The following is a 19,928-nucleotide window of genomic DNA, read 5'->3' as shown; positions in this document are numbered from 1 at the left end:
CTTTGTCAAATATGTCAATATTAATGTAAAAATAACAATATTGACAAAACAAAATCATTTTAGTATATTATAAAAAATAAACTTATAAAAAGGGAAAATTGAATGAGCGATAAAAAGGCAAAAGCTATATTACTACTATCTGGCGGATTGGACAGTATGCTTGTAGGAGCGATACTAAAAAGAGAAAATATTGATGTTCTTGCTATAAGATTTGTAACTGGTTTGGAATATGCTGTTATAAAAGAAGAGCTTTTAGAAATATATAATGATGATCCTGCTAAAAAGGCTGCGGATTTTCTTAATATACCAATAAGATTTGTTTCATTAAAAGATGTTTATTTGGATATGTTTTTGCATCCTAAATACGGATATGGAAGTGCAATTAATCCATGTTTGGATTGTCATATATTAATGCTTAAAACTGCCAAGAAAATAATGGAAGAAGAAGGATTTGATTTTGTAGCTACAGGAGAGGTTAAAGGACAAAGACCAATGAGTCAGAAATCTCAAGACTTAATAAATGCTATAAAAGAAAGCGGACTTGAAGGCAGACTATTAAGACCATTATCAGCAAAACTTTTACCTGTAACTATACCTGAAAAAGAAGGTTTAATAAAAAGAGAAAATCTTTATGATATATATGGAAGGTCCAGACATGTACAAATGAAATTAGCAGAAGAATTCGGTATAAGTGATTATCCTATTCCGGCAGGTGCAGGATGTGCCATAGTTGATAAGGGATATGCAAGAAGATATGCTGATTTAACTTCTAATAATGGATTTGATATACTTAATATAGAATTAATGCAGTATCTAGCTATAGGCAGGCATATTAGAATGGATAAAAATGTGAAGCTTTTACTTGGAAGAAATGAAAAAGAAAATGATGCTTTAGAAAAAAGAATAAGAAAAAATTGTATAACATTAAAACCTAATTATAACAGAGGACCTTTCGGATATTTAGAACTTTTTATAAATATAAAAGAAATAGAAAATATAGATAATATAATTAATAATTCTGCCATGATAATAGGATATTTTTCAAAAGAGGATAAAGATATATTAACCATAACAGCATCATATTATGATGATAACATTAATAATGAATACAAAAATAGAAATATAGATATAGACAATAAGGAATCTAAAAATGCCAAATTTGAACAAATAGTTTAAATATAATAATACCCTTTCAAATTATTCATTTAAAAGGGTATCACTATAACTTTTAGGATATTTTTATTTAACTTACTTTCTTATCGGAATAAATGTAACTATCTTTATAGGCTGGTATCTTTTTTATTTCAGCTAAAGCCTTTTGAGCATCCTCTCTGCTGTCATATCTGCCTACTTTTAATTTATACATCATTTTACCATCATCTGTTTTTTCTTCTTTTATAAAAGTTTTAGGGAATCTAGCTTTTAAAGTGTCTCTTGCAGAATATGTGCTTTCCTTATCATAACCAACAGCAACCTGTATAAAGTATATAGAATCGCTTGATGATGATCTTGTATAAGGAACTCTTGTATTTGCTGTACTGTTATTCGCTGCTGATGAAGATGGTACTGCACTAGGAGTAATAACAGCCATTTGCTGAGGAGGAGTATATGTAGAATTTGGAGACATTCCTCTTGTTTCTTGTTCTTTTATATCTTCATTAATAGCGTCTAATTCTGAAGCCAAATTCTGAGTATATTCATTATATCTGTCAGCGGAGGTATTTCCTTCCCTTATTATACTTGAAGAAGAAGTATTATCATATTCATTTAATGCCATTATATCATTATTAGGGACATCTGCACTGCTGATTTCACTATCCATATTATCTGATGTTTCAGCACCACGCATTAATGCCTCCATAGAATCATCAGAACTATTGCTTGCATGTACTGGTTTTGAACCGCCTAAATGAAAACCTAATACAAAAATGAATAGTATTAATACAACTGCACTTATAGAAAATACTAATAATCTTATAGGTGTAAAATTAACTATATAAAGTGTTTTTCTTTTGCCAAATTGATTATTATTAATAGAAGAGCCTTTTTCTTCTGTATTTTGATTTAAATCCATAATGCCTTCCTAATTTTTTTGAAATTATAATCAAATGATTATAATCTTTCATATTGTTTATTAAAATATCGGCATTGAACCTGTTATTTTTAACATCTCTTTGCATTTTTAATCTTTTTCTTGCTTCATGTTCTGATATATTTCTGCTTTTTCTCATTCTATTTATTATATCAGAAGTTTTGGCATTAACATATATAAGACTATTACACATTAATCTTATATTGCTTCTCATTATAAGAGCAGCTTCTATAACAACATCTTTATCTGTTGAATCTATTAATTCTTTTACCTTTTTTTCTATATAAGGATAATTAAGCTCTTCAAGCCTTTTTAATTTTTTTGAATTATTAAAAACTATTTTACCAAGTTTTTTTCTATCTATATTATTATTCTCATCTAAAATATCAGAAGAAAATTCTTTAACTATATTTTCTTTATTGTCTATTAAAGCGCTATGCCCTATTAAATCTGCGTCAATGTATAAAGCATTCATTTCACTTGCAAGCATTTTAGAAAATGAACTCTTGCCTGAGCATATAAGCCCATATACACCTACAATATTTCTACTCATAAATTACTGCTGTATATTATTATTTGTATTAGTAGTTTGACTTGCAGTATTTGTTATATAAGGCATTACTATTTGATTTAAATTTATTCTATTTAATACTCTTCCGTCTATAAGTTTACCTAAAGATACATTTTCATCAGCAGTTATAATTTTTATCATACCTATGGCACTATTATAACCTCTTGTAGATAAATCTGTTCTAGGTGTTATAGTATTATATACAATTAAATTCATATTGTTAGTAATACCTTGCATTCTTCCAGAATTTATATATATATTATCATTATGAATCTTTATTATTTTAGAATAGAATGGAATGGAATTATTTATAACCCTTCCAGTCATAACAGCAGCACCAACTATTTTTTCTCTTCCTCTAGTCATAATAGTGAAGTTTGTAACAACTTTTTCACTTTTTACATCAACTAAATCAAGCATAACAGTAAAAGTGTCATTATTTTGGAAAGCAGAACCTTTTAAATAATAATCAACATTTCTATTATTTAATTCTCTATACAAATCTCTAGTGTTATAATAGTTTGTATACATATCTAACACTCTAAATCTTCCAAACTGAGGTAAAACATAAGATAATGTTTGATATAAAGCGGTATTTAAATACATAGGGCTATTTTTTTGAGCAACTATAGTATCTGCTATTGCAATAGTAAATCCTGAATTTTCTACAGCATACTGATTTATTCCCCAAGACTTTGATACAATATTCTTATCTAATTTTCTTTTATAACTATCATATTTATATGATATAGATTTATCTTCCGGATTAACATTTCTAGCTATTTCAAGTTCTTCAAGAGATTTTTCCTCTAATCCCATTCTTCTGTAAACATCAGAAAGCATCAATCTTGCATAAGTATTAGCAGGATTTAATCTTAACATATGTTTTAAATATGCCTGGGCTCTTACATTATCTGCAAGTCTAGTATAATAAGATGCTAAATTACCATAATATAAGGCTGCTCTGTCCCTTTCATAATCAGGTGTAGGGTTAGTATTAATAAGCACTCTCTCATAAGCAAGTCTTCCAAGCTCATTTTCAGGATTTGCTTTGAGGTAATTTACATAAGCATTCTTAGCTCTAAGATAATTATTGGCTCCCTCATAAACACTTCCTATATAATAATATTTGGAATTATTATTAAAATCTGTATCAGGCATATATTCTAATATACCAATAGCATCATCAAATCTATTTAATGCTATATATATATTAGCCTGAAGTACTTTAGCATCGCTGTAATTTGTATAATAATGTAATGCATTATTTACTTCATTTAAAGCAGAATTATAATTTTTATTTAGATAATAATAATTAGCTAAATTATAATAAGACTCAGCCATTCTAGGGTTATTAGCTATATTTTCATTGAATAAATTTAAAGCTCTTTGATTATCCCCATTTGCTAAATATAAATATGCCAAAGCAACAGTAGCTTCCGGTCTTATTTTATCTATAACTCTAGCTCTTTCATAAAGACTTATAGCTGTTTTATAATAACCAGCTCTTTCACTAAGAACGCCCTCAGCATAATTAGCTAAGTAGTTTTTACTATCTAAATTCTTTATTGTATTAACTGTTGTTCTAGCTTCTGAATTCCTATTATTAGTGATCTCTATTAACAGTTTTCTTTCAAAAAGTTTATAAGACCTAGAATGATAACGCTCAGCATCAGCAATTAAAGTCTCAGCCATTGTATAATTATTAAGTTTTATATAATTGTCTATCAATAACAAATAAGAATCTAAATCACTTGGTCTTACATTAAGATTCTCCAATATAGCTATGGAACCTTCATAATTTCTTTCATTATAAAGTTTAGTAGCATTTTCTATGGTATTTTGGGCAAATGCTGATAAACTAAATATATAAAGAATAAAAAGAGTTAATATTAATCTTTTTTGAAAGATATTTTTCTTCATAATAAAAACAACACCTTATCTCATAGTATTTCTTGCCTGTATTTGACGTCTTAAAAAAGCAGGTTTCTCTAAATCTGTTTCAGTCACAGATGATTCCCCAAATATTCCTATTTTGGAACCTAATTTATTATGTTTGTCCATATAATCATCGGAAACTATATCAAAAGGTCTTCTATAATCTGAATGAGGATGATTAGTTTTTTCTTCGTCCTCAAAACGCATTTCTTCTGATATTTTTTCTACTGCTCTATTATGTATAGTAGAATTTCTTGTTTTGTATCTTAAACTATCTTCTGCAGAATTTTGACTATTATTAACTATAGTTCTATTAAATCTCTCTACAGCATTATCATTATATACATTAGAGTTATCATTAGCTGATAATTCTTCTGCAGAATAATGTTCATTATTATTAAATCTAGTTGATTTAGTTATAAGAGGCTTTCTAAGATTTTTAATTTTATTTTCAAAACTATAATCTTCTTCCTCTGCTCTTTCTTCATATACTACTTTTTCTTCTACTGCAGCTCTTGTTTCTACAGTTTTATTATCTATAGGTCTATTTTCTACAACTCTATTTTCTGTCTTAATTTCAGCAGTTTTAACTTCTGATACAACAGGTTTTACTTCAGCTTTTTCTTCTCTTATCTCTTTTATTTCTTCAGTTTTATGTACTTCAGCAGCAGCTTTTGGTTCTTCTGCAACTTGAACTTTTTCAACAGCTTTTACTTCCTCTGTCTTAACACTTGCAGCTCCAAGTTCCACTTCTTTTTCTTCTTCAGGTTCTTTTACTATTGTATTAATATCATCTATTTCACTTATATTTTCTGCTTTATTATTAGATGGCACTACAGTTTCAGTAACTTTTTTATCATTAAAAGGATTTAATGCTGCTTTAGGAGTTTCAACTTTCTGTACTTCTTCTACTTTTTTAGTTTCAACCATATCAACTACAATATTTTCTGATTTATTAGTTGTTTCATTTGAAGTACTGCTATTATTTATTTTAGAAGTATTATTAGATGAACTATTTAAACTTCTATTTATATTAAATCTGTCATTAGCATTCTCATCAACATCTTTATTATCAGAATCGTTTTTAGCATTAGCATCAAAACCTGTAGCTACTATAGTAACTATAATTTCATCTTTTATATCTTCTTTAGGGCAAACACCAATTTTTATATTAGCATTTTCATTAGCATAATTATTGATGATTTTGCTAGCCTCTCTATATTCTCTCATAGCAAAGTCTTTAGGACAAACTATATTAGCAAGTATACCTCTAGCATTTTTGATACTAGAAACATCTAAAAGAGGATTTTCAAATGCATTAGTAATAGCTTTTTGAAGTCTTTCATCACCCTTACCTACACCTATACCTAAATGAGCTCTTCCATTAGAAAGAGATATCATAGTTTTTACATCGGCAAAATCTACATTGATAAATCCAGTTTGAGTGATTATATCAGAAATACCTTGTACGCCTTGACGAAGTATATCATCTACAACAGATAAAGCCTGTTCATAGCTGTAATTATCCATATCAACCATATCATATAGATTTTCATTAGGTATTATAATAAGAGAATCCACTACTGTAAGCATTTTATCTATACCTGATTCAGCACGGCTCATTTTTAATTTACCTTCATAATCAAAAGGTTTAGTAACTACACCAATAGTTAAAGCACCTGCTTTTTTAGCAGCTTCAGCAACTACTGGGCTTGCACCTGTTCCTGTACCGCCTCCGAAACTGCTCGCAATAAATACTAAATTAGCACCGCTTACAAGTTCTTCTATTCTAGCAATATCTTCTCTAGCAGCCTCAGCACCTCTTTCTGGGTCTGTACCTGCACCTAAACCTTGAGTTACTCTGTCTCCTAAAACAACTCTAGTAGGAGCATTAGAACGGGAAAGAGCTTGTGCATCTGTATTCATTGCTATAAATTCAACATTTTCTAAGCCTTCTTCTATCATTCTATTTACTGCATTACATCCGCCATTACCTACACCTATTACTTTGATTACTGTGTTATCTAATGAAGATGCATTATTAAATGTCATTTTTTCTCTCCCTTTATTATTATCAGCCAACTCTATTCGATAGTTAGGATTCATTCTATACACTCCCTTGCTATATATAATAGAAATTAAATTCTTTTATTATTTAAATATTAATAATATATGTTAATACTATACTCGCATTTTAATAAACATAATTATATTAACATAATTATAAAATACCGCAAGTAGGAAAAATAAAAAAATATCTTATTATGTTAATCGGAATTTATAGAACTTTAATAACAAATTTATTATGTTAATTAATCATTTTTTAAAATATGTTTGAGTTATTATCACTTTTAATATATACTAATAAAGAATTAATACTATTTATTTAAGAGAATAATATGAACATACATATACATACTTTTGGATGCAGACTAAATCAATATGAAAGTGAAAAAATATCTTATGAATTAAAAAATATGGGTGCCAATATCACCGAATTAGATAATGCTGATGCTATAGCTGTAAATACATGTACTGTTACTAATGACAGTGATAAAAAACTTATGGCTTATTTGGAAAAACTTGGCGACTTATCTCAAAAAAAGATATTCTTAATAGGATGTTATGTATCAAAAAAAGATAGAGATTCTTCTATTATTAAGGATAATATTGTTCTCATACCAAATGATAAAAAAGAGGAAGCATCTGAAATAATATTTAATACTATGCATAATAACAACTCTACTGAGTTTAAAAATCCTATATTTTTTCCTCAAGAGCAAAGCAGAGCATATTTAAAAATACAGGACGGATGCGAAGTATTTTGTACTTATTGTATAGTATCAAGAGTACGAGGAAGCCATAAAAGTGTTGAGCCTTCAAAAATTTACGATGCTATAAAAATGGCTAATGATTACAATTATAAAGAAATCGTTCTTACTGGCTTAAATCTTGGTTCATACAATTATAATAATGAAATAAAATTCACAAAAATACTTCAAAACATATTAGAACATTCATCAAAATATGGAATAAGAATAAGACTTTCATCTGTAGAGCCTCTTTATTTTAATGATGAGCTTATAAGTTTATTTCAAAATGATGATGTATTATGTCCTCATACTCATATACCTTTACAATCAGGAAGCAACAAAATACTAAAACTTATGAACAGAAGATATACAAGAGAAGATTATTTAAATATAACTGAAAAATTATACAAAATTAATTCAAATATGGCTATAAGCAGTGATGTAATGGTAGGATTTCCGCATGAAGATAATGATGACTTTAATGATACTTGTGATTTGTGCGAAAAATCAAAATTCATAAAGATTCATATATTTAGATACTCAAACAGAGAAAATACTCCTTCATCAAAAATGGACGGTCAAGTAGGATATAGAACTAAATTAAAAAGAGCTAAAATATTAAATGATTTAAATAACAAACTTAAAGATTCATATTATAAAAATGCTGAAGGAAGAAATTTAAAAATAGTAATAGAAAAAGATTTGGGCGAAAGTAATTATATAGGAACAAGTGCTGAATATTTAAAATGCAAACTTCATAGAGAAAATGCTTTAAGCAAAAAGGATCTTGTATCATCAAAGGCATTGAAATATGAAGGCGGTATTATGATTTGCGAGTAAATAAATATATTAACAGAAAAATAAATCACCTTTCCAATTATTTATTATACCTATATCATTTATTACTGGTTTATTCTTTAATATTCTATTATTTGATATATTATTAATCATATCATATAAATTTTGAATAATTGGTAATGTAAATTCTGTATAAATACTAGAAACCTTAACAATGTATTCCAATGTTACTATAAAATTAAATAAATAAGAATTTGAAATTGAATTCCAATTATAATTACTATTCAGTACAATATTTTTAGGTATAATTGGAGGATTTAATAATTGCCTACATAAAATTCTTGAATGATGTACAGATCTATTTCTTATTTCGGTTATAGCAAATAACCAACTTTTTAAATATTTTAAATGATACAAATTCATATTATTAGTTATTAAAATTTGTAATTTTTTTTCAGAAGAAGAATAAAATTTTGATAATGTACCTAAACTCATTATTTCTACACTTATCCAAATTGGAATTTTAGGATAATCTAAATATTCTCTTTTATAGTGATTAATAAATATTTCTTTTGATCGTAAAACTTCTTTATTTATTTCACTATTTACGTTATTATAATTTAATAAATTATAATTAGCAAATGGATCATTATTATATACATCTAAAAAATTTCTAGCTATAATATTTCTCATATATATTTCTATATAAGAAATACAAGAAAATAAAAGTTGTCTTAATTGTACATCATATTTAAAAACTTCAAAGACTTCTTCAAAAGTGGTTTTATTTAAAAAATTATGAGTTCTTGTAGTTGATTTATTTTCAAATATATAAATATATCCGCTAAAATTATAATAATTTAATTTTTCTAAAACTTTCGTAGCATAATTTATATCTTTTATTATTAAGCCTCTAGATTGAAGTAATTTTATTTGATCATTAATTGATAAAGCTGGTTTATTATAATTCTTCATAAATAAAAAAGCCCGCAGAGTGAGCTACCAAAGGTAAGCCCTGCGGTACAGTTGACTTTATTATAACAAAATATATGATAAAGTCAAACAGATTAATTTTATAATTTGACTTTATGTATTCAAAATGTATAATTAATGAATGATCAATACAAATAAAGAACTCAACAATGAACGTAAACAAAATATTTTAAATCTCCTAAATAAATGCAAAGAAACAGATAAAAACTTCAAACAATTTGCATCAGAAAGTCATAAATACAAATTAAATCCTCCTATAAATAAAAATAAAGTTATAGAATTAGAAAATAAATATCAATTCAAACTTCCTGAAGATTATTTTTGGTTTATAACGGAAGTCGGAAACGGAGGTGCTTGTCATGGCTATAGTATGGATAAATTTGAAGATATGTATTTTGATTATTTGAAATACGATAACAGAATGGATTTGATGATAGAATATTCAAAAAAGGTAAATGAAGGAAATGCTAATGATATAGAAAATACAGATTTCGAATATTATGGAATATTAAGGTTTGGAACTTTAGGTTGTTCTTCTTCTATAGGTTTAATAGTAACAGGAAAAAATAGAGGAAAAGTTGTTTATTATGATGATGAGTTCTATGAAGAGCCTTTTATCACTTGTTATAATAATTTTGTTGACTATTATGAGAATTGGGCTTTGGAAACATCTCTTGATTATAATATGGGTTCTTTTGGAATAAGATTAAAATTTGAAATTGATGATTTAATTAAATACTATTATGATATATTAAATAATAATAAAAAAGAAGATAATATTATAAATAAACAAAGTATCATAACAACAATGCATAAATACAAATCATTGGAAGAAAAATATTTAAATGAACTATATAATTTATACAATTTAGAAAAAGATGAAAATTATAAATTAAAACTTGTTTATTTATTAGATAATCACAATTATAAAAAGATAGAAAAACATATAAAAGATGCATTTCAAAACAAAGATATTATAGATTCTTATGTTAAAGTGTTATATTTAAAAGTTCATGCTGACACCAATTTGTATGTAGGTAATTTTAAAAAAGAAATTTTTGATTGGACAGATGAAATAAAATCAGCGTTGGAATATTATAAAAAATTAACTAATGAAGAAAATAAAACAAATAATTACAGACTTCTTATTGATATGGCTTTATATCTCTATAAAAATGATTTAATAGATTTTAAAGAATTTGATATATTTATTAACAATAGAAACTCTACCATATTATATATTTTATCTTTAAATACTTTAGAAAATGATAATATATTCAATATTTATATAAATGAATTTGTAGAAAGCTGTTCAAATAAAGATACTCATCAAATAAGAAATACAATTGCATATTTAGAAAATATTTTAAAAAATAATAAAAACTATAAAAAAGAAATTATTAACACAATAAAAAGAGAATATCAAAAATTATTAGAATATTATAAAATCAATGAACCAGAAGATAAATCTATAATTCACTTTATAAATAACACTTCAAAAAGAATATTTAATTATTAATATTATGATTTTTTAAAAACTCTATTGCAGGCTCTATATTTTCAGCTGCTAATTCTTTCATATTATCTATAATTGCATTTATTTCGTATTCATCATTATTTTTTAAAGCCATTTTGTATGATTTATTAAAATATTCTAATGCTTCAGTATTTAATTTATTATAAACTTCTATATTGTTTTTCTCTTTTAAAGCCAATCTTGATTTCACTTCTCCTATATTATTAGGAGGAAGGGCAAGTTCAGAATTTATTTCTAATGCTTTATAAAAATTTTCTAATGCCTTATCGTATTCTTTTAATTTTACATAACAGCTTCCCAAATTATTAAAAGCATAATCATGTTTATTATTTAATTTGATAGTCATTTCATAATCTTTAGAAGCTTCTTCATAATTGTTCAATACACCGTTAGCAACCCCCCTATTATAATATGCTTCATCATAATTAGGATTTAATTCTATAGACTTATCAAAATCTTTTACAGCCTCTTCATACAAAAATAAATCGAGTTCAGCAATCCCTTTATCATAATATATTTTATAATTATCCGCTTCTAATTCTATAGCCTTTTCATAATCATCAATAGATTCTTTTATTAACCCTGCATTATATTTGGAAATAGCTCTTTCATAATAACATTCATATCCAAATTTTATCGCCTTAGTATAATTTTTTATAGCTTCATCATAGTTTTGTGATCTTTCATTTAAAGTGCCTTTCAAATTATATAAATAAGCCTTATCAGAATCTGACTTTGCATTATATAGAGCTTTATCAAAATCTTTCATTGCCTCATCATATAAATTCAAATTAATCTTTGCTATAGCTATTTCATAATAAGCCTCTATATAATCATTATCTAATTCTAAAGTTTTATTATAATCTTCAATAGCTTCTTCATAAAGTTCTAAATCAGATTTAGCATTTCCTCTATAATAATATGCATCAGTATAATAAGGATTAAGTTTTATAAATATATCAAAATAATTAATAGCTTCTTCATATCTTTCCAATTCTAAATAACAAACACCTAAATTATAATAAACAAATTCATTATCTGAATCAATAATGGAATTAAAATCTTCTATAGCTTCCCCAAACAAATCTAAATTCTGTTTGCATAAAGCTCTATTATAAACAGCTTCTTTATCATCAGGATTTAATTCTATAACTTTATCATAATCTTTTATAGCTTTATTATATTCTTCTATTTTGCAATATGATAAAGCTCTGTTATAATAAGCGTCAATATCATTTTTATTAAGCTCTATAACTTTACTATAATCATCAATAGCATTTTCAAACATATTCAAGCTAGAATAAGTTAAAGCCCTATCATAATATATATAACTCTCATTAGATAAATTGTCTGCAGCAATAGTAAAATCTTTTATAGCTTCTTCAAATAAATTTAAATGAAATTTAGATAAAGCTCTATAATAATAATATATATAATCAATTTCATCATATTCTATTAATAATGTATTAAAATCATCAATAGCTTCTTTATGTTTATTTATTTTAGCATAAGATAAAGCTCTAATATAATAGGCGTTTTTAAAATTAGGATTTAATTCTAAAACTTTGCTAAAATCTTTTATTGCTTCTTCATATAATTCTAATCTATATTTAGAAATACCTCTGCTATAGTATGCATCAGAATATTCATCATTAAGTTCTAAAGTTTTATCAAAATATTTTATAGACTCTTCATACTCTTTTAAATTGCATTTAGAAGCACCTATATTATAATAAGCACTTATCAAAATATTATGCATATTATCAATATCTTCAGCATTTGTATCATCATCATTATCATTATCATCACTATAAATAATAAATTCATCATCAGAATAAAAAACTAAATCTTTATTATAAATATCAATTATCTTTTCTAAGTTAAAAATAGCTTCTTCATATCTTTTTTCTTGAAAAGCTCTTTTTCCTAATTCAAATAATTGAAGTATTTCTTCTTTTATCATTTATTTACCTGAATAAAAATTTACAATTCTCATATTAAAATATTTTTATAATTTTTCAAGTAAAAAAATAATAAAAAAATATTATTGATATATAAATTCTTTCTGTTATACTAATTTACAGGAATTAACATAATAATTTGGAGACTAAAAATGAGTAATGAAGATTTAAATAATAATGAAGAAATAAATACTTCCAGTTTTGATGCTATAACAGAAACTTTTGAGAAAATATATCCTGAACAAAAAGAACCTCTACATTACAGACCTATAATAAGTTATGTACTTGGAGGAAAAGCCCCTCTTGACGGAATAAGTGTTTACAGAGGAAACGGATACTATCATTTTGTTACTTACGGATTCAGCGAACTTTATGAAAAAGAATCAGAGAATAAAGAGTATATCGGATTTGGTTTTGAGCTTACTTTTAAATTAAAAATGAATGAAAAACAAACTAATAATACTAAAGATGATGATGCAGCAGATAATGAAATAAAAACAGCGGTAGGATTTTTACAGCAATTAGCAAGATATGTATTTGAAAGCGGTGCAGTTTTTAATCCTTATGAATATATATGGACTAAACAAAAAGAAGGAATAGATGCTGAACAGAAATCTAAAATAACAGGATTTATCACTATACCAGATAAAGCAGGGGGAAATAAATACTCCAAATGGAAAAGTTATTTTTGTTGAGCTTTTAGGGGCAACAGATGCAGAACTTAATGCCATATATGATAAAAAAATCACAGTAAAAGAATTGGCTCAAAAAATAGGAACAGATATAACAGATTATAGCAGAGATTCATTATTATAATGTTAAATTAATTAACTTGGAAATTTTTCATACAGCTTATTAAAAAATATCTTTGAAGCCTCTGAAAATACTTGATTTTTTTTCCAAACCACCCTCAATTCTATTTCTAATTTTGGATTTAATTGTATAAAGCGTAAATCGTTTATATTTGTTGTATTAATTAATTTATCTATAGTTAAAGCATATCCTATACCTTTTTCAACCATTAAAGCAGCATTATAAATTAAATTGTAAGTTAATATAATATTTAATTTATCAAAATCATTTTCTATCCATTCATTAAATTTGGAAGTTTGAATTTTATTATTAAAAAATATTTTAGGGCATATTATAGGTATATCAAACAAATCATTTTTTTCTATAAATTTATTTTTAGACAAATGCGAATCTTTTCTCATTAATAAACCATAAACTTCTTTATAAGGAATATCTATATAATCATATTTAGATGAATCAATATTCCCTATTAAAATTCCAAAATCCACAAGCCCTTTATCAAGTTTTTCTGTTATTTCTGAATATGCTCCGCTATGAATATGATATATTATTTTAGGATAAAACTCTCTAAGCTCTTTTATTATATCAGCAATTAATTTAATATAATAAGTTTCTGCACTCCCTATATAAATATCTCCAGCTATAATATCTTCTGATGATTGAAATTCTTTTCTTGTTTTTTCTACCATATCAATAATTTCTTCTGCTCTTTTTTTAAGCAAAATACCGTCTGAAGTTAGCTTTATACTATAATTGCTTCTTATGAATAATTTTTTACCGATTTCTTTTTCTAAATTATTTATTTGTCTTGAAAGATTAGGCTGTGTAAGGTTTAGAGAATTTGCTGCTTTTGTAATGCTTCCTTCTCTTGCAGAAGTTAAAAAATATTTTAGAGATTTTATATCCATTGAAATACCTATTTTATTTTTTTGTATAGTATCATAAATATCAATATTTAGCAATACTTATATATTATAACTAATTATAATATATAAGTATTTGATATATTTTAATAATAACTTAAAATTACCTCATAAAACAAGAAATAATATAAGGGAGGACATTATGACTATAGCAGAAGTAAGCGAATTAACAGGTTTATCAAAAGACACTTTAAGATATTATGAAAAAATAGGTGTAATACCTGAAATAGGCAGAAGCAAAAGCGGAATAAGAAACTACAATGAATATAATTTAAAATGCATAGAATTCTCAAAGTCAATGCGTGATTTAGGCATATCAATAGACTCCATAATAAAGTATATTAAACTTTCAAAAAAAGGAAAAAATACCATAAACGAAAGAAAATCAATACTAATAAATGAAAGAGATTTAATGCATAAGCATTTTAATGAGATAAAAATAAAATTAGAAAAATTAAATAAAAAATTAGAGGAAAAAGATTTTTTCAATTAAAACAATCAAAATATAATATTTATATTTTTAACAAAAAATAAATTGGTATGTTCTTAAAATTATTAAGGCATACCAATTTTATTTTTTTATTTTATACTGAAAATTTTTAAGTTTTCAAATATATAATAAGTTTTTTACTCAACTTTTTCCCGCTGCAAAAAGTTGCAAAAAGTGCAAGAGCTACAACCTTATATTATTACAATAAGTATTAAATGTGTGGTAATACCTAAAATTTAGGTTAAAAATGCAGTCTTTTTGGTTCTTTTGGTCATACCTAAAGGTACTTCCTTCGGTCGCAAAAGAACTAGGGGTGTGGGGGCAAAGCCACCACAAACAATAAAATTAAAAATCTAAATTTTGACAAAATTAAAAATTTTTAGTATATAGTGAAACAAATATACTTTGCTAATATCTGTATATATATGTTATCAACTTTTTTGTCACACACGCTCTGCAGACTTCGTCAAAGTTGCTGCCGCCACCGCAGGTGGACTTCGTCGGCAGCTTCGCAAAAACGCAGGTATTTTAACTCTATATGTTTAGAAGTTTGGTTACCTACACCCAATGTGTACTTCGTACTCAACATATCTTGAGCAAATACCACTATAAACTATATTGAAATTATTTAAATATCATAAAAATAGTTTTGAAACAAGTCTATTGTTTTAGCTTTAATTAATAATAGAAAAATTGGTATGTTATTAAAAATTTTACTAAGTCATACCAATTTTATTTTTTTATCATTTATTAACTATTATTAACTATATTGAAACTTTATCCATTTACCGCTTAAATATCTAAATGTAAATATTATAGCCTTTACTATCCAATCAACAAACATAGCTATCCAAGTACCAACCATACCCATTTGAAAATATAAGGCAAATACATAAGCCAATACTATCCTGCATAATACCATTGATGCCGATGCTACTACCATAGGAAATTTTGCATCTCCTGAAGCTCTGAATACCACAGGAAGAGAATATCCCAAAGGCCATATAATCATCATAATAGCATGATACCAAGACAGTTTATAAGTGTATGATGTTGCTTCCGCTGATAAATTATAAATGTTAAGTATTATAGGCAAAACAGACAATATTATAATACTTGTTATAGTTTGAGATACATAAATAATAGTTATAATTTTTTTTGTATAATATTTAGTTTGATTATAATCACTAGCACCTACACATTGAGATATAATTGTAGTAAGTCCCAAACCTATAGCCATACCAGGTAAAACTTCAAAACTAGCTATAATAGTAGAAACAGAATTTGCCGCTATTGATGCAGTTCCAAATGTGGATACTAAACTAAGTATCAATAATCTTCCCAAATAAAACATTCCATTTTCTATACCATAAGGAATACCTACTGATAATATTCTTTTTATTGTGTTTAAATCCATCTTATACATTATTTTATTTTTGATATATATAAGATTTTTTTTATTAAGTCCCAAAATTATAATTATTAAAGCCGAACCTATTCTGCTTACTAATGTAGATATTGCTGCTCCTGCTATACCCATTTTAAATATATAAATTAAAATAGCGTTTCCTACAACATTTAATATATTCATAGATATCATAATCTTCATTGATATTTTTGAATTTCCTATAGTTCTAAACATTGAAGCTCCGCCATTATAAACAGCTAAAAACGGTATTGAAGCTGCAACTATAAGCATATAAATATTTGCTTCATTTCTAACTTCATCTGTAATGCTTCCAAATAATGCTCCAAATATAGCATCTTTAAATAAATATATAATTAATGTTATCACTAAAGAAAACAATAATAAAAATCTTATAAGCTGATTAATAGAGTCATCTGCTTTTTCTATATTTTTAGCACCTATATGCTGACCGCTTGCAACAGCACCTCCTGTAGCAATAGCAGCAAATATACTTATAAGAAATGCTATTACAAAATCTACTAAAAATACAGCAGATACTGCAGACTCCCCTACACTAGCAACCATTATAGAATCTATAAGCCCAACTAAATATTCTAAAAACACCTCTATAATAAGCGGAATAAATAACTTCATAAGATATTTATTAGAAAACATGTAATTAGTTTTTATTTTATTAACATCCGAATAACTTATATCGCTCACTTTCCTATCCTCAAAAATTTAATTTGATTATTTTTTTATCAAATAATCAAATATTCAATCCCATATTGTATGCTTCCTTCATAAATTCTTTATCATTAATTTCTCCTTTATTCCAAACGCTATGCGCTAATATAAAACCTTTCTCTCTCACATCTTCCAAACAATCTAAAAATCCTCTGAATCCGTCAATAGTTCTAAGCATTTCATCTTTATTTTCTGTAGCAGCAGTTGCAATAAAATAAAAATCTTTATTCTTAATTTCTAAATATTTAGTAACGCATCTGTCTATAAACGTTTTCATCTGAGCATTCATTGTATAGAAGTATACAGGCGTAGCCATTACTATTACATCAGCTTCAAGCATTTTATCCAATATATCTTTCATATCATCTTTCTGTACACAAGGTTTATTATCTTTATAGCAAGTTCCGCAGTCTTCGCAATAACCTATTTTCTTATCTTTTAAAAATATTTTTTCAGCATTATGTCCTGCTTCCTTTGCACCTTTTAAAAATTCATCACATAATGTATCAGAATTCCCCCCTCTTCTTGGGCTAGATGATATTATCAATACTTTTTTACTCATTTTTTATAACACCTCATTTATTTTTATTAATTTTGAGAGTGTATTATAGCATTAGAGTACACTCCAATGTCAAATGATTTTATAAAGTTTTTTCTAAAAATGTTAAAAAATTATATAAAATCAATATTATAAAATACTAATAAAAAATAAAAGTTAATAAGGTATATCATCAGAAAATATTTTTTAATACAACTTATAACAACTAGCAATTTAAATTAAAGTTAACTAAAATGTAACTATATGTAAAATGATTAAGAATTATTTTTTCATCACACTGGACAATCCATAACATACTAAATTTACAGCTAAATCTGTTACTTCATCTAAAGACAATTTTTTACCATCTGCAACCCATTGTCTATATATAACTGTTGAATTTGCACCATAATAAGCAAATATAATATTTTCATAAGCATCATTATTAGAAAAAGCACCTTTATTAGTTTTTTTTCTATGTGTCATAATCTTTTTATTTATTTGATCGCTTATATTTCTATAACTTCCGCTGCATAATATTTTCTCATAAACAGGTATATTCTTACTCGCACTTTCAAAAAACAATCTAATCAAATACTTCATATCTTCCAATTTTGTATATGATACTTGCTTCTCAATAAAATTATCTGCTATACTGTTTTGCAGCTCTAAAAGCAGATCATCCAAACTTTTATAATGTAAATAAAAAGTTTTCCTGTTAATTTTAGCCCTATTTGTAAGCTCTTTTATAGTAATTTCTTCATAATCCATTTCAGAAATCATATCTTTAAATGTATTTTTTATGATTTCTTTTGTTTTAACAACTCTTAAATCTTCTTTTTTTTCTCCATTCATAATAAAAAAATCTCCTTTTTTTCAGTATTTATACCACACAAAAATGCAATATGTGTAATAAACAACTTTAACATATTTTAAAACCGTTGATTTAATCAACTAAAAAGTATAATATATACAAAAAAGAATAAAAAACACGAGAGTAATAAAATACATTAATATAATAATCTACTATAGTAGAAAAAACAAGTATAAAAAGTAAAAAAAGGAGAAATAAAATGAAAAAAATTAAATATCTAATTTTTATAATAATACTATGTGCCTCATGCAATGCTCAGGAAAGTTATATTCAAAACAAAGGTAAAATATTGATAGCTTACTTTTCAATTCCGGAAGGAGATGGAATAGATACTGTTACAGGGGCAAGCAGAATAAATGATAACAGCAGAATAATAGGAAACACTGAATTTTTTGCAGGAACTATAAAAAATTTTACAAAAGGAGAGTTATTTAAAATAGAAACAGAAAATAAATATCCAAATACCCATCAGGAATTATTGGAAATTGTACAAAATGAAATCGCCAATAAAAAATTACCTAAACTATCCCAAAAAATAAATAATTTTAATGGGTATGATATTGTCTTTGTAGGCTATCCTATATGGTATTATGATCTTCCTATGGCTATGTACAGTTTTTTTGAGGAGTATGATTTTTCCAATAAAATAATTATACCTTTTTCAACTCATGGAGGAAGCAGATTTTCAGGAACTATAGAAAAAATAAAGCAATTAGAACCAAATGCCAAAATCATAGAAGATGGTCTGACAATATCAAGAAATGATATTCTTGATTCAAGAAAAATTATAGAAAATTGGTTAAAAAATTTAAAATTATAATAATTAACTATTGACATTGGAGTCAACTCCAATGATACAATCAAAAAACAATTTGTTAGTATAAACGAAAAAAGGAGAAAAAATGAAAAATATTTTATTAATTTTATTTGTTTTGATTGCAGCAATATCATGCAATTCAAATAACACAAATAATACTGCTAATACATATGCATATACTGCAGCACCAACAAATACAATTTTAATGAAAAATGGAGAAGGACAAAAATCAAAAGGCTCATCAGATTATTTTACAGGTGATGTTGAAGTAGAATATATCACTTCTCCAAATGAAACTTCAAAATTTTCTGTAGCTTATGTTACATTTCAGCCAGGAGCAAGAAGTGCTTGGCATACCCACCCAGCAGGACAGCATTTAATAGTTATTGAAGGAATAGGACTTACTCAAGAAGAAGGAAAGACTGTACAAGAATTCAGAGCTGGTGATACTTTATATTGTCCAGCTAATATAAAGCATTGGCATGGAGCTTCTCCTAATTCACCTATGAAGCATATTGCTATAACAGGAGATTCAAATGGAAACAGTGTTACTTGGATGGAACATGTTACTGATGAAGAATACTACAGCTATACAAATCAATAATAAAGGATTTA

The 19,928-nt window shown here is 25.9% G+C and carries 16 protein-coding genes and 1 pseudogene; 7 read left to right on the top strand and 10 right to left on the bottom strand.

The window, feature by feature from the left end; all coding sequences use genetic code 11:
• Positions 1-102 precede the first annotated feature (102 nt).
• The gene (locus T324_RS0105560) at positions 103-1,176 is read left to right on the top strand and encodes a thiamine biosynthesis protein (protein WP_028329325.1); all 1,074 of its coding nucleotides are present in this window, start codon (positions 103-105) and stop codon (positions 1,174-1,176) included.
• A 67-nt stretch (positions 1,177-1,243) separates the two neighbouring features.
• Here the strand turns inward: T324_RS0105560 and T324_RS0105555 are convergent, their stop codons facing one another.
• The 4 genes from T324_RS0105555 to ftsZ are packed head-to-tail and all read right to left on the bottom strand — an operon-like array spanning position 1,244 to position 6,707.
• On the bottom strand, positions 1,244-2,074 hold the full coding sequence (locus T324_RS0105555) for an SPOR domain-containing protein (protein WP_028329324.1): 831 nt from the start codon (positions 2,072-2,074) through the stop codon (positions 1,244-1,246).
• Entirely contained in the window at positions 2,031-2,645 is a 615-nt protein-coding gene (gene coaE, locus T324_RS0105550) for a dephospho-CoA kinase (protein WP_028329323.1), read from the bottom strand. The genes T324_RS0105555 and coaE overlap by 44 nt, the downstream gene beginning before the upstream one ends.
• A 3-nt stretch (positions 2,646-2,648) precedes the next feature.
• Positions 2,649-4,586 carry a tetratricopeptide repeat protein gene (locus tag T324_RS0105545; protein WP_028329322.1) on the bottom strand — a complete coding sequence of 646 codons (1,938 nt, stop codon included), beginning with the start codon at positions 4,584-4,586 and terminating at the stop codon, positions 2,649-2,651.
• 15 nt (positions 4,587-4,601) lie between these two features.
• Positions 4,602-6,707 (bottom strand): cell division protein FtsZ, encoded by a 2,106-nt coding sequence (gene ftsZ, locus T324_RS0105540; RefSeq protein ID WP_028329321.1) that lies wholly within the window; start codon positions 6,705-6,707, stop codon positions 4,602-4,604.
• Positions 6,708-7,000: 293 nt separating this feature from the next.
• Here ftsZ and T324_RS0105535 point away from each other — a divergent pair, with 293 nt between their 5' ends.
• The gene (locus T324_RS0105535; protein ID WP_028329320.1) at positions 7,001-8,254 is read left to right on the top strand and encodes a MiaB/RimO family radical SAM methylthiotransferase; all 1,254 of its coding nucleotides are present in this window, start codon (positions 7,001-7,003) and stop codon (positions 8,252-8,254) included.
• Positions 8,255-8,263: 9 nt separating this feature from the next.
• Here T324_RS0105535 and T324_RS0105530 read toward each other — a convergent pair whose 3' ends face one another.
• Complete coding sequence (locus T324_RS0105530) at positions 8,264-9,187, bottom strand: Abi family protein (RefSeq protein ID WP_028329319.1); 924 nt, start codon at positions 9,185-9,187, stop codon at positions 8,264-8,266.
• A gap of 139 nt (positions 9,188-9,326) precedes the next feature.
• Between T324_RS0105530 and T324_RS0105525 the strand changes: the two genes are divergently transcribed.
• Complete coding sequence (locus T324_RS0105525) at positions 9,327-10,724, top strand: SMI1/KNR4 family protein (protein WP_028329318.1); 1,398 nt, start codon at positions 9,327-9,329, stop codon at positions 10,722-10,724.
• On the opposite strand, the gene T324_RS0105520 is transcribed toward T324_RS0105525, so the two are convergent.
• Positions 10,714-12,705 (bottom strand): tetratricopeptide repeat protein, encoded by a 1,992-nt coding sequence (locus T324_RS0105520; RefSeq protein ID WP_028329317.1) that lies wholly within the window; start codon positions 12,703-12,705, stop codon positions 10,714-10,716. The two genes, T324_RS0105525 and T324_RS0105520, sit on opposite strands and share 11 nt — an antisense overlap.
• 150 nt (positions 12,706-12,855) lie before the next feature.
• On the opposite strand from T324_RS0105520, the pseudogene T324_RS16850 reads away from it, so the two are divergent.
• Positions 12,856-13,519, top strand: a pseudogene (locus T324_RS16850) (suppressor of fused domain protein).
• A gap of 11 nt (positions 13,520-13,530) precedes the next feature.
• Here the strand turns inward: T324_RS16850 and T324_RS0105510 are convergent.
• Positions 13,531-14,424, bottom strand: coding sequence for a LysR family transcriptional regulator (locus T324_RS0105510; protein ID WP_028329316.1), 894 nt, complete (start codon positions 14,422-14,424; stop codon positions 13,531-13,533).
• A gap of 157 nt (positions 14,425-14,581) precedes the next feature.
• On the opposite strand from T324_RS0105510, the gene T324_RS0105505 reads away from it, so the two are divergent.
• Positions 14,582-14,932, top strand: a complete 351-nt coding sequence (locus T324_RS0105505) for a MerR family transcriptional regulator (RefSeq protein ID WP_028329315.1) — start codon at positions 14,582-14,584, stop codon at positions 14,930-14,932.
• A 757-nt stretch (positions 14,933-15,689) separates the two neighbouring features.
• Here the strand turns inward: T324_RS0105505 and T324_RS0105500 are convergent.
• The 3 genes from T324_RS0105500 to T324_RS0105490 all read right to left on the bottom strand — a co-directional run bounded on the left by T324_RS0105500 (position 15,690) and on the right by T324_RS0105490 (position 18,477).
• The gene (locus T324_RS0105500; protein WP_028329314.1) at positions 15,690-17,060 is read right to left on the bottom strand and encodes an MATE family efflux transporter; all 1,371 of its coding nucleotides are present in this window, start codon (positions 17,058-17,060) and stop codon (positions 15,690-15,692) included.
• A gap of 46 nt (positions 17,061-17,106) precedes the next feature.
• Positions 17,107-17,646 carry a flavodoxin family protein gene (locus T324_RS0105495; RefSeq protein WP_028329313.1) on the bottom strand — a complete coding sequence of 180 codons (540 nt, stop codon included), beginning with the start codon at positions 17,644-17,646 and terminating at the stop codon, positions 17,107-17,109.
• Positions 17,647-17,904: 258 nt separating this feature from the next.
• Complete coding sequence (locus T324_RS0105490) at positions 17,905-18,477, bottom strand: TetR/AcrR family transcriptional regulator (protein ID WP_028329312.1); 573 nt, start codon at positions 18,475-18,477, stop codon at positions 17,905-17,907.
• Positions 18,478-18,695: 218 nt separating this feature from the next.
• On the opposite strand from T324_RS0105490, the gene T324_RS0105485 reads away from it, so the two are divergent.
• Positions 18,696-19,316: a flavodoxin gene (locus T324_RS0105485; protein WP_028329311.1), complete on the top strand. Its 621-nt coding sequence runs from the start codon at positions 18,696-18,698 to the stop codon at positions 19,314-19,316.
• 82 nt (positions 19,317-19,398) lie between these two features.
• Complete coding sequence (locus T324_RS0105480; RefSeq protein ID WP_028329310.1) at positions 19,399-19,917, top strand: (R)-mandelonitrile lyase; 519 nt, start codon at positions 19,399-19,401, stop codon at positions 19,915-19,917.
• Positions 19,918-19,928: the final 11 nt, after the last annotated feature.

Source organism: Brachyspira alvinipulli ATCC 51933, assembly GCF_000518245.1.
Classification (GTDB): domain Bacteria; phylum Spirochaetota; class Brachyspiria; order Brachyspirales; family Brachyspiraceae; genus Brachyspira; species Brachyspira alvinipulli.
Note: the sequence above shows the minus strand (reverse complement) of the source record. Positions and strands in the feature narration are given on the sequence as shown.

What these genes read in the sequence shown, in the direction of transcription:
- T324_RS0105560 (WP_028329325.1), top strand. Translation starts at nt 103, where the DNA reads ATGAGCGATAAAAAGGCAAAAGCTATATTACTACTATCTGGCGGATTG.
- T324_RS0105555 (WP_028329324.1), bottom strand. Translation starts at nt 2,074, where the DNA reads ATGGATTTAAATCAAAATACAGAAGAAAAAGGCTCTTCTATTAATAAT.
- coaE (WP_028329323.1), bottom strand. Translation starts at nt 2,645, where the DNA reads ATGAGTAGAAATATTGTAGGTGTATATGGGCTTATATGCTCAGGCAAG.
- T324_RS0105545 (WP_028329322.1), bottom strand. Translation starts at nt 4,586, where the DNA reads ATGAAGAAAAATATCTTTCAAAAAAGATTAATATTAACTCTTTTTATT.
- ftsZ (WP_028329321.1), bottom strand. Translation starts at nt 6,707, where the DNA reads ATGAATCCTAACTATCGAATAGAGTTGGCTGATAATAATAAAGGGAGA.
- T324_RS0105535 (WP_028329320.1), top strand. Translation starts at nt 7,001, where the DNA reads ATGAACATACATATACATACTTTTGGATGCAGACTAAATCAATATGAA.
- T324_RS0105530 (WP_028329319.1), bottom strand. Translation starts at nt 9,187, where the DNA reads ATGAAGAATTATAATAAACCAGCTTTATCAATTAATGATCAAATAAAA.
- T324_RS0105525 (WP_028329318.1), top strand. Translation starts at nt 9,327, where the DNA reads ATGATCAATACAAATAAAGAACTCAACAATGAACGTAAACAAAATATT.
- T324_RS0105520 (WP_028329317.1), bottom strand. Translation starts at nt 12,705, where the DNA reads ATGATAAAAGAAGAAATACTTCAATTATTTGAATTAGGAAAAAGAGCT.
- T324_RS0105510 (WP_028329316.1), bottom strand. Translation starts at nt 14,424, where the DNA reads ATGGATATAAAATCTCTAAAATATTTTTTAACTTCTGCAAGAGAAGGA.
- T324_RS0105505 (WP_028329315.1), top strand. Translation starts at nt 14,582, where the DNA reads ATGACTATAGCAGAAGTAAGCGAATTAACAGGTTTATCAAAAGACACT.
- T324_RS0105495 (WP_028329313.1), bottom strand. Translation starts at nt 17,646, where the DNA reads ATGAGTAAAAAAGTATTGATAATATCATCTAGCCCAAGAAGAGGGGGG.
- T324_RS0105490 (WP_028329312.1), bottom strand. Translation starts at nt 18,477, where the DNA reads ATGAATGGAGAAAAAAAAGAAGATTTAAGAGTTGTTAAAACAAAAGAA.
- T324_RS0105485 (WP_028329311.1), top strand. Translation starts at nt 18,696, where the DNA reads ATGAAAAAAATTAAATATCTAATTTTTATAATAATACTATGTGCCTCA.
- T324_RS0105480 (WP_028329310.1), top strand. Translation starts at nt 19,399, where the DNA reads ATGAAAAATATTTTATTAATTTTATTTGTTTTGATTGCAGCAATATCA.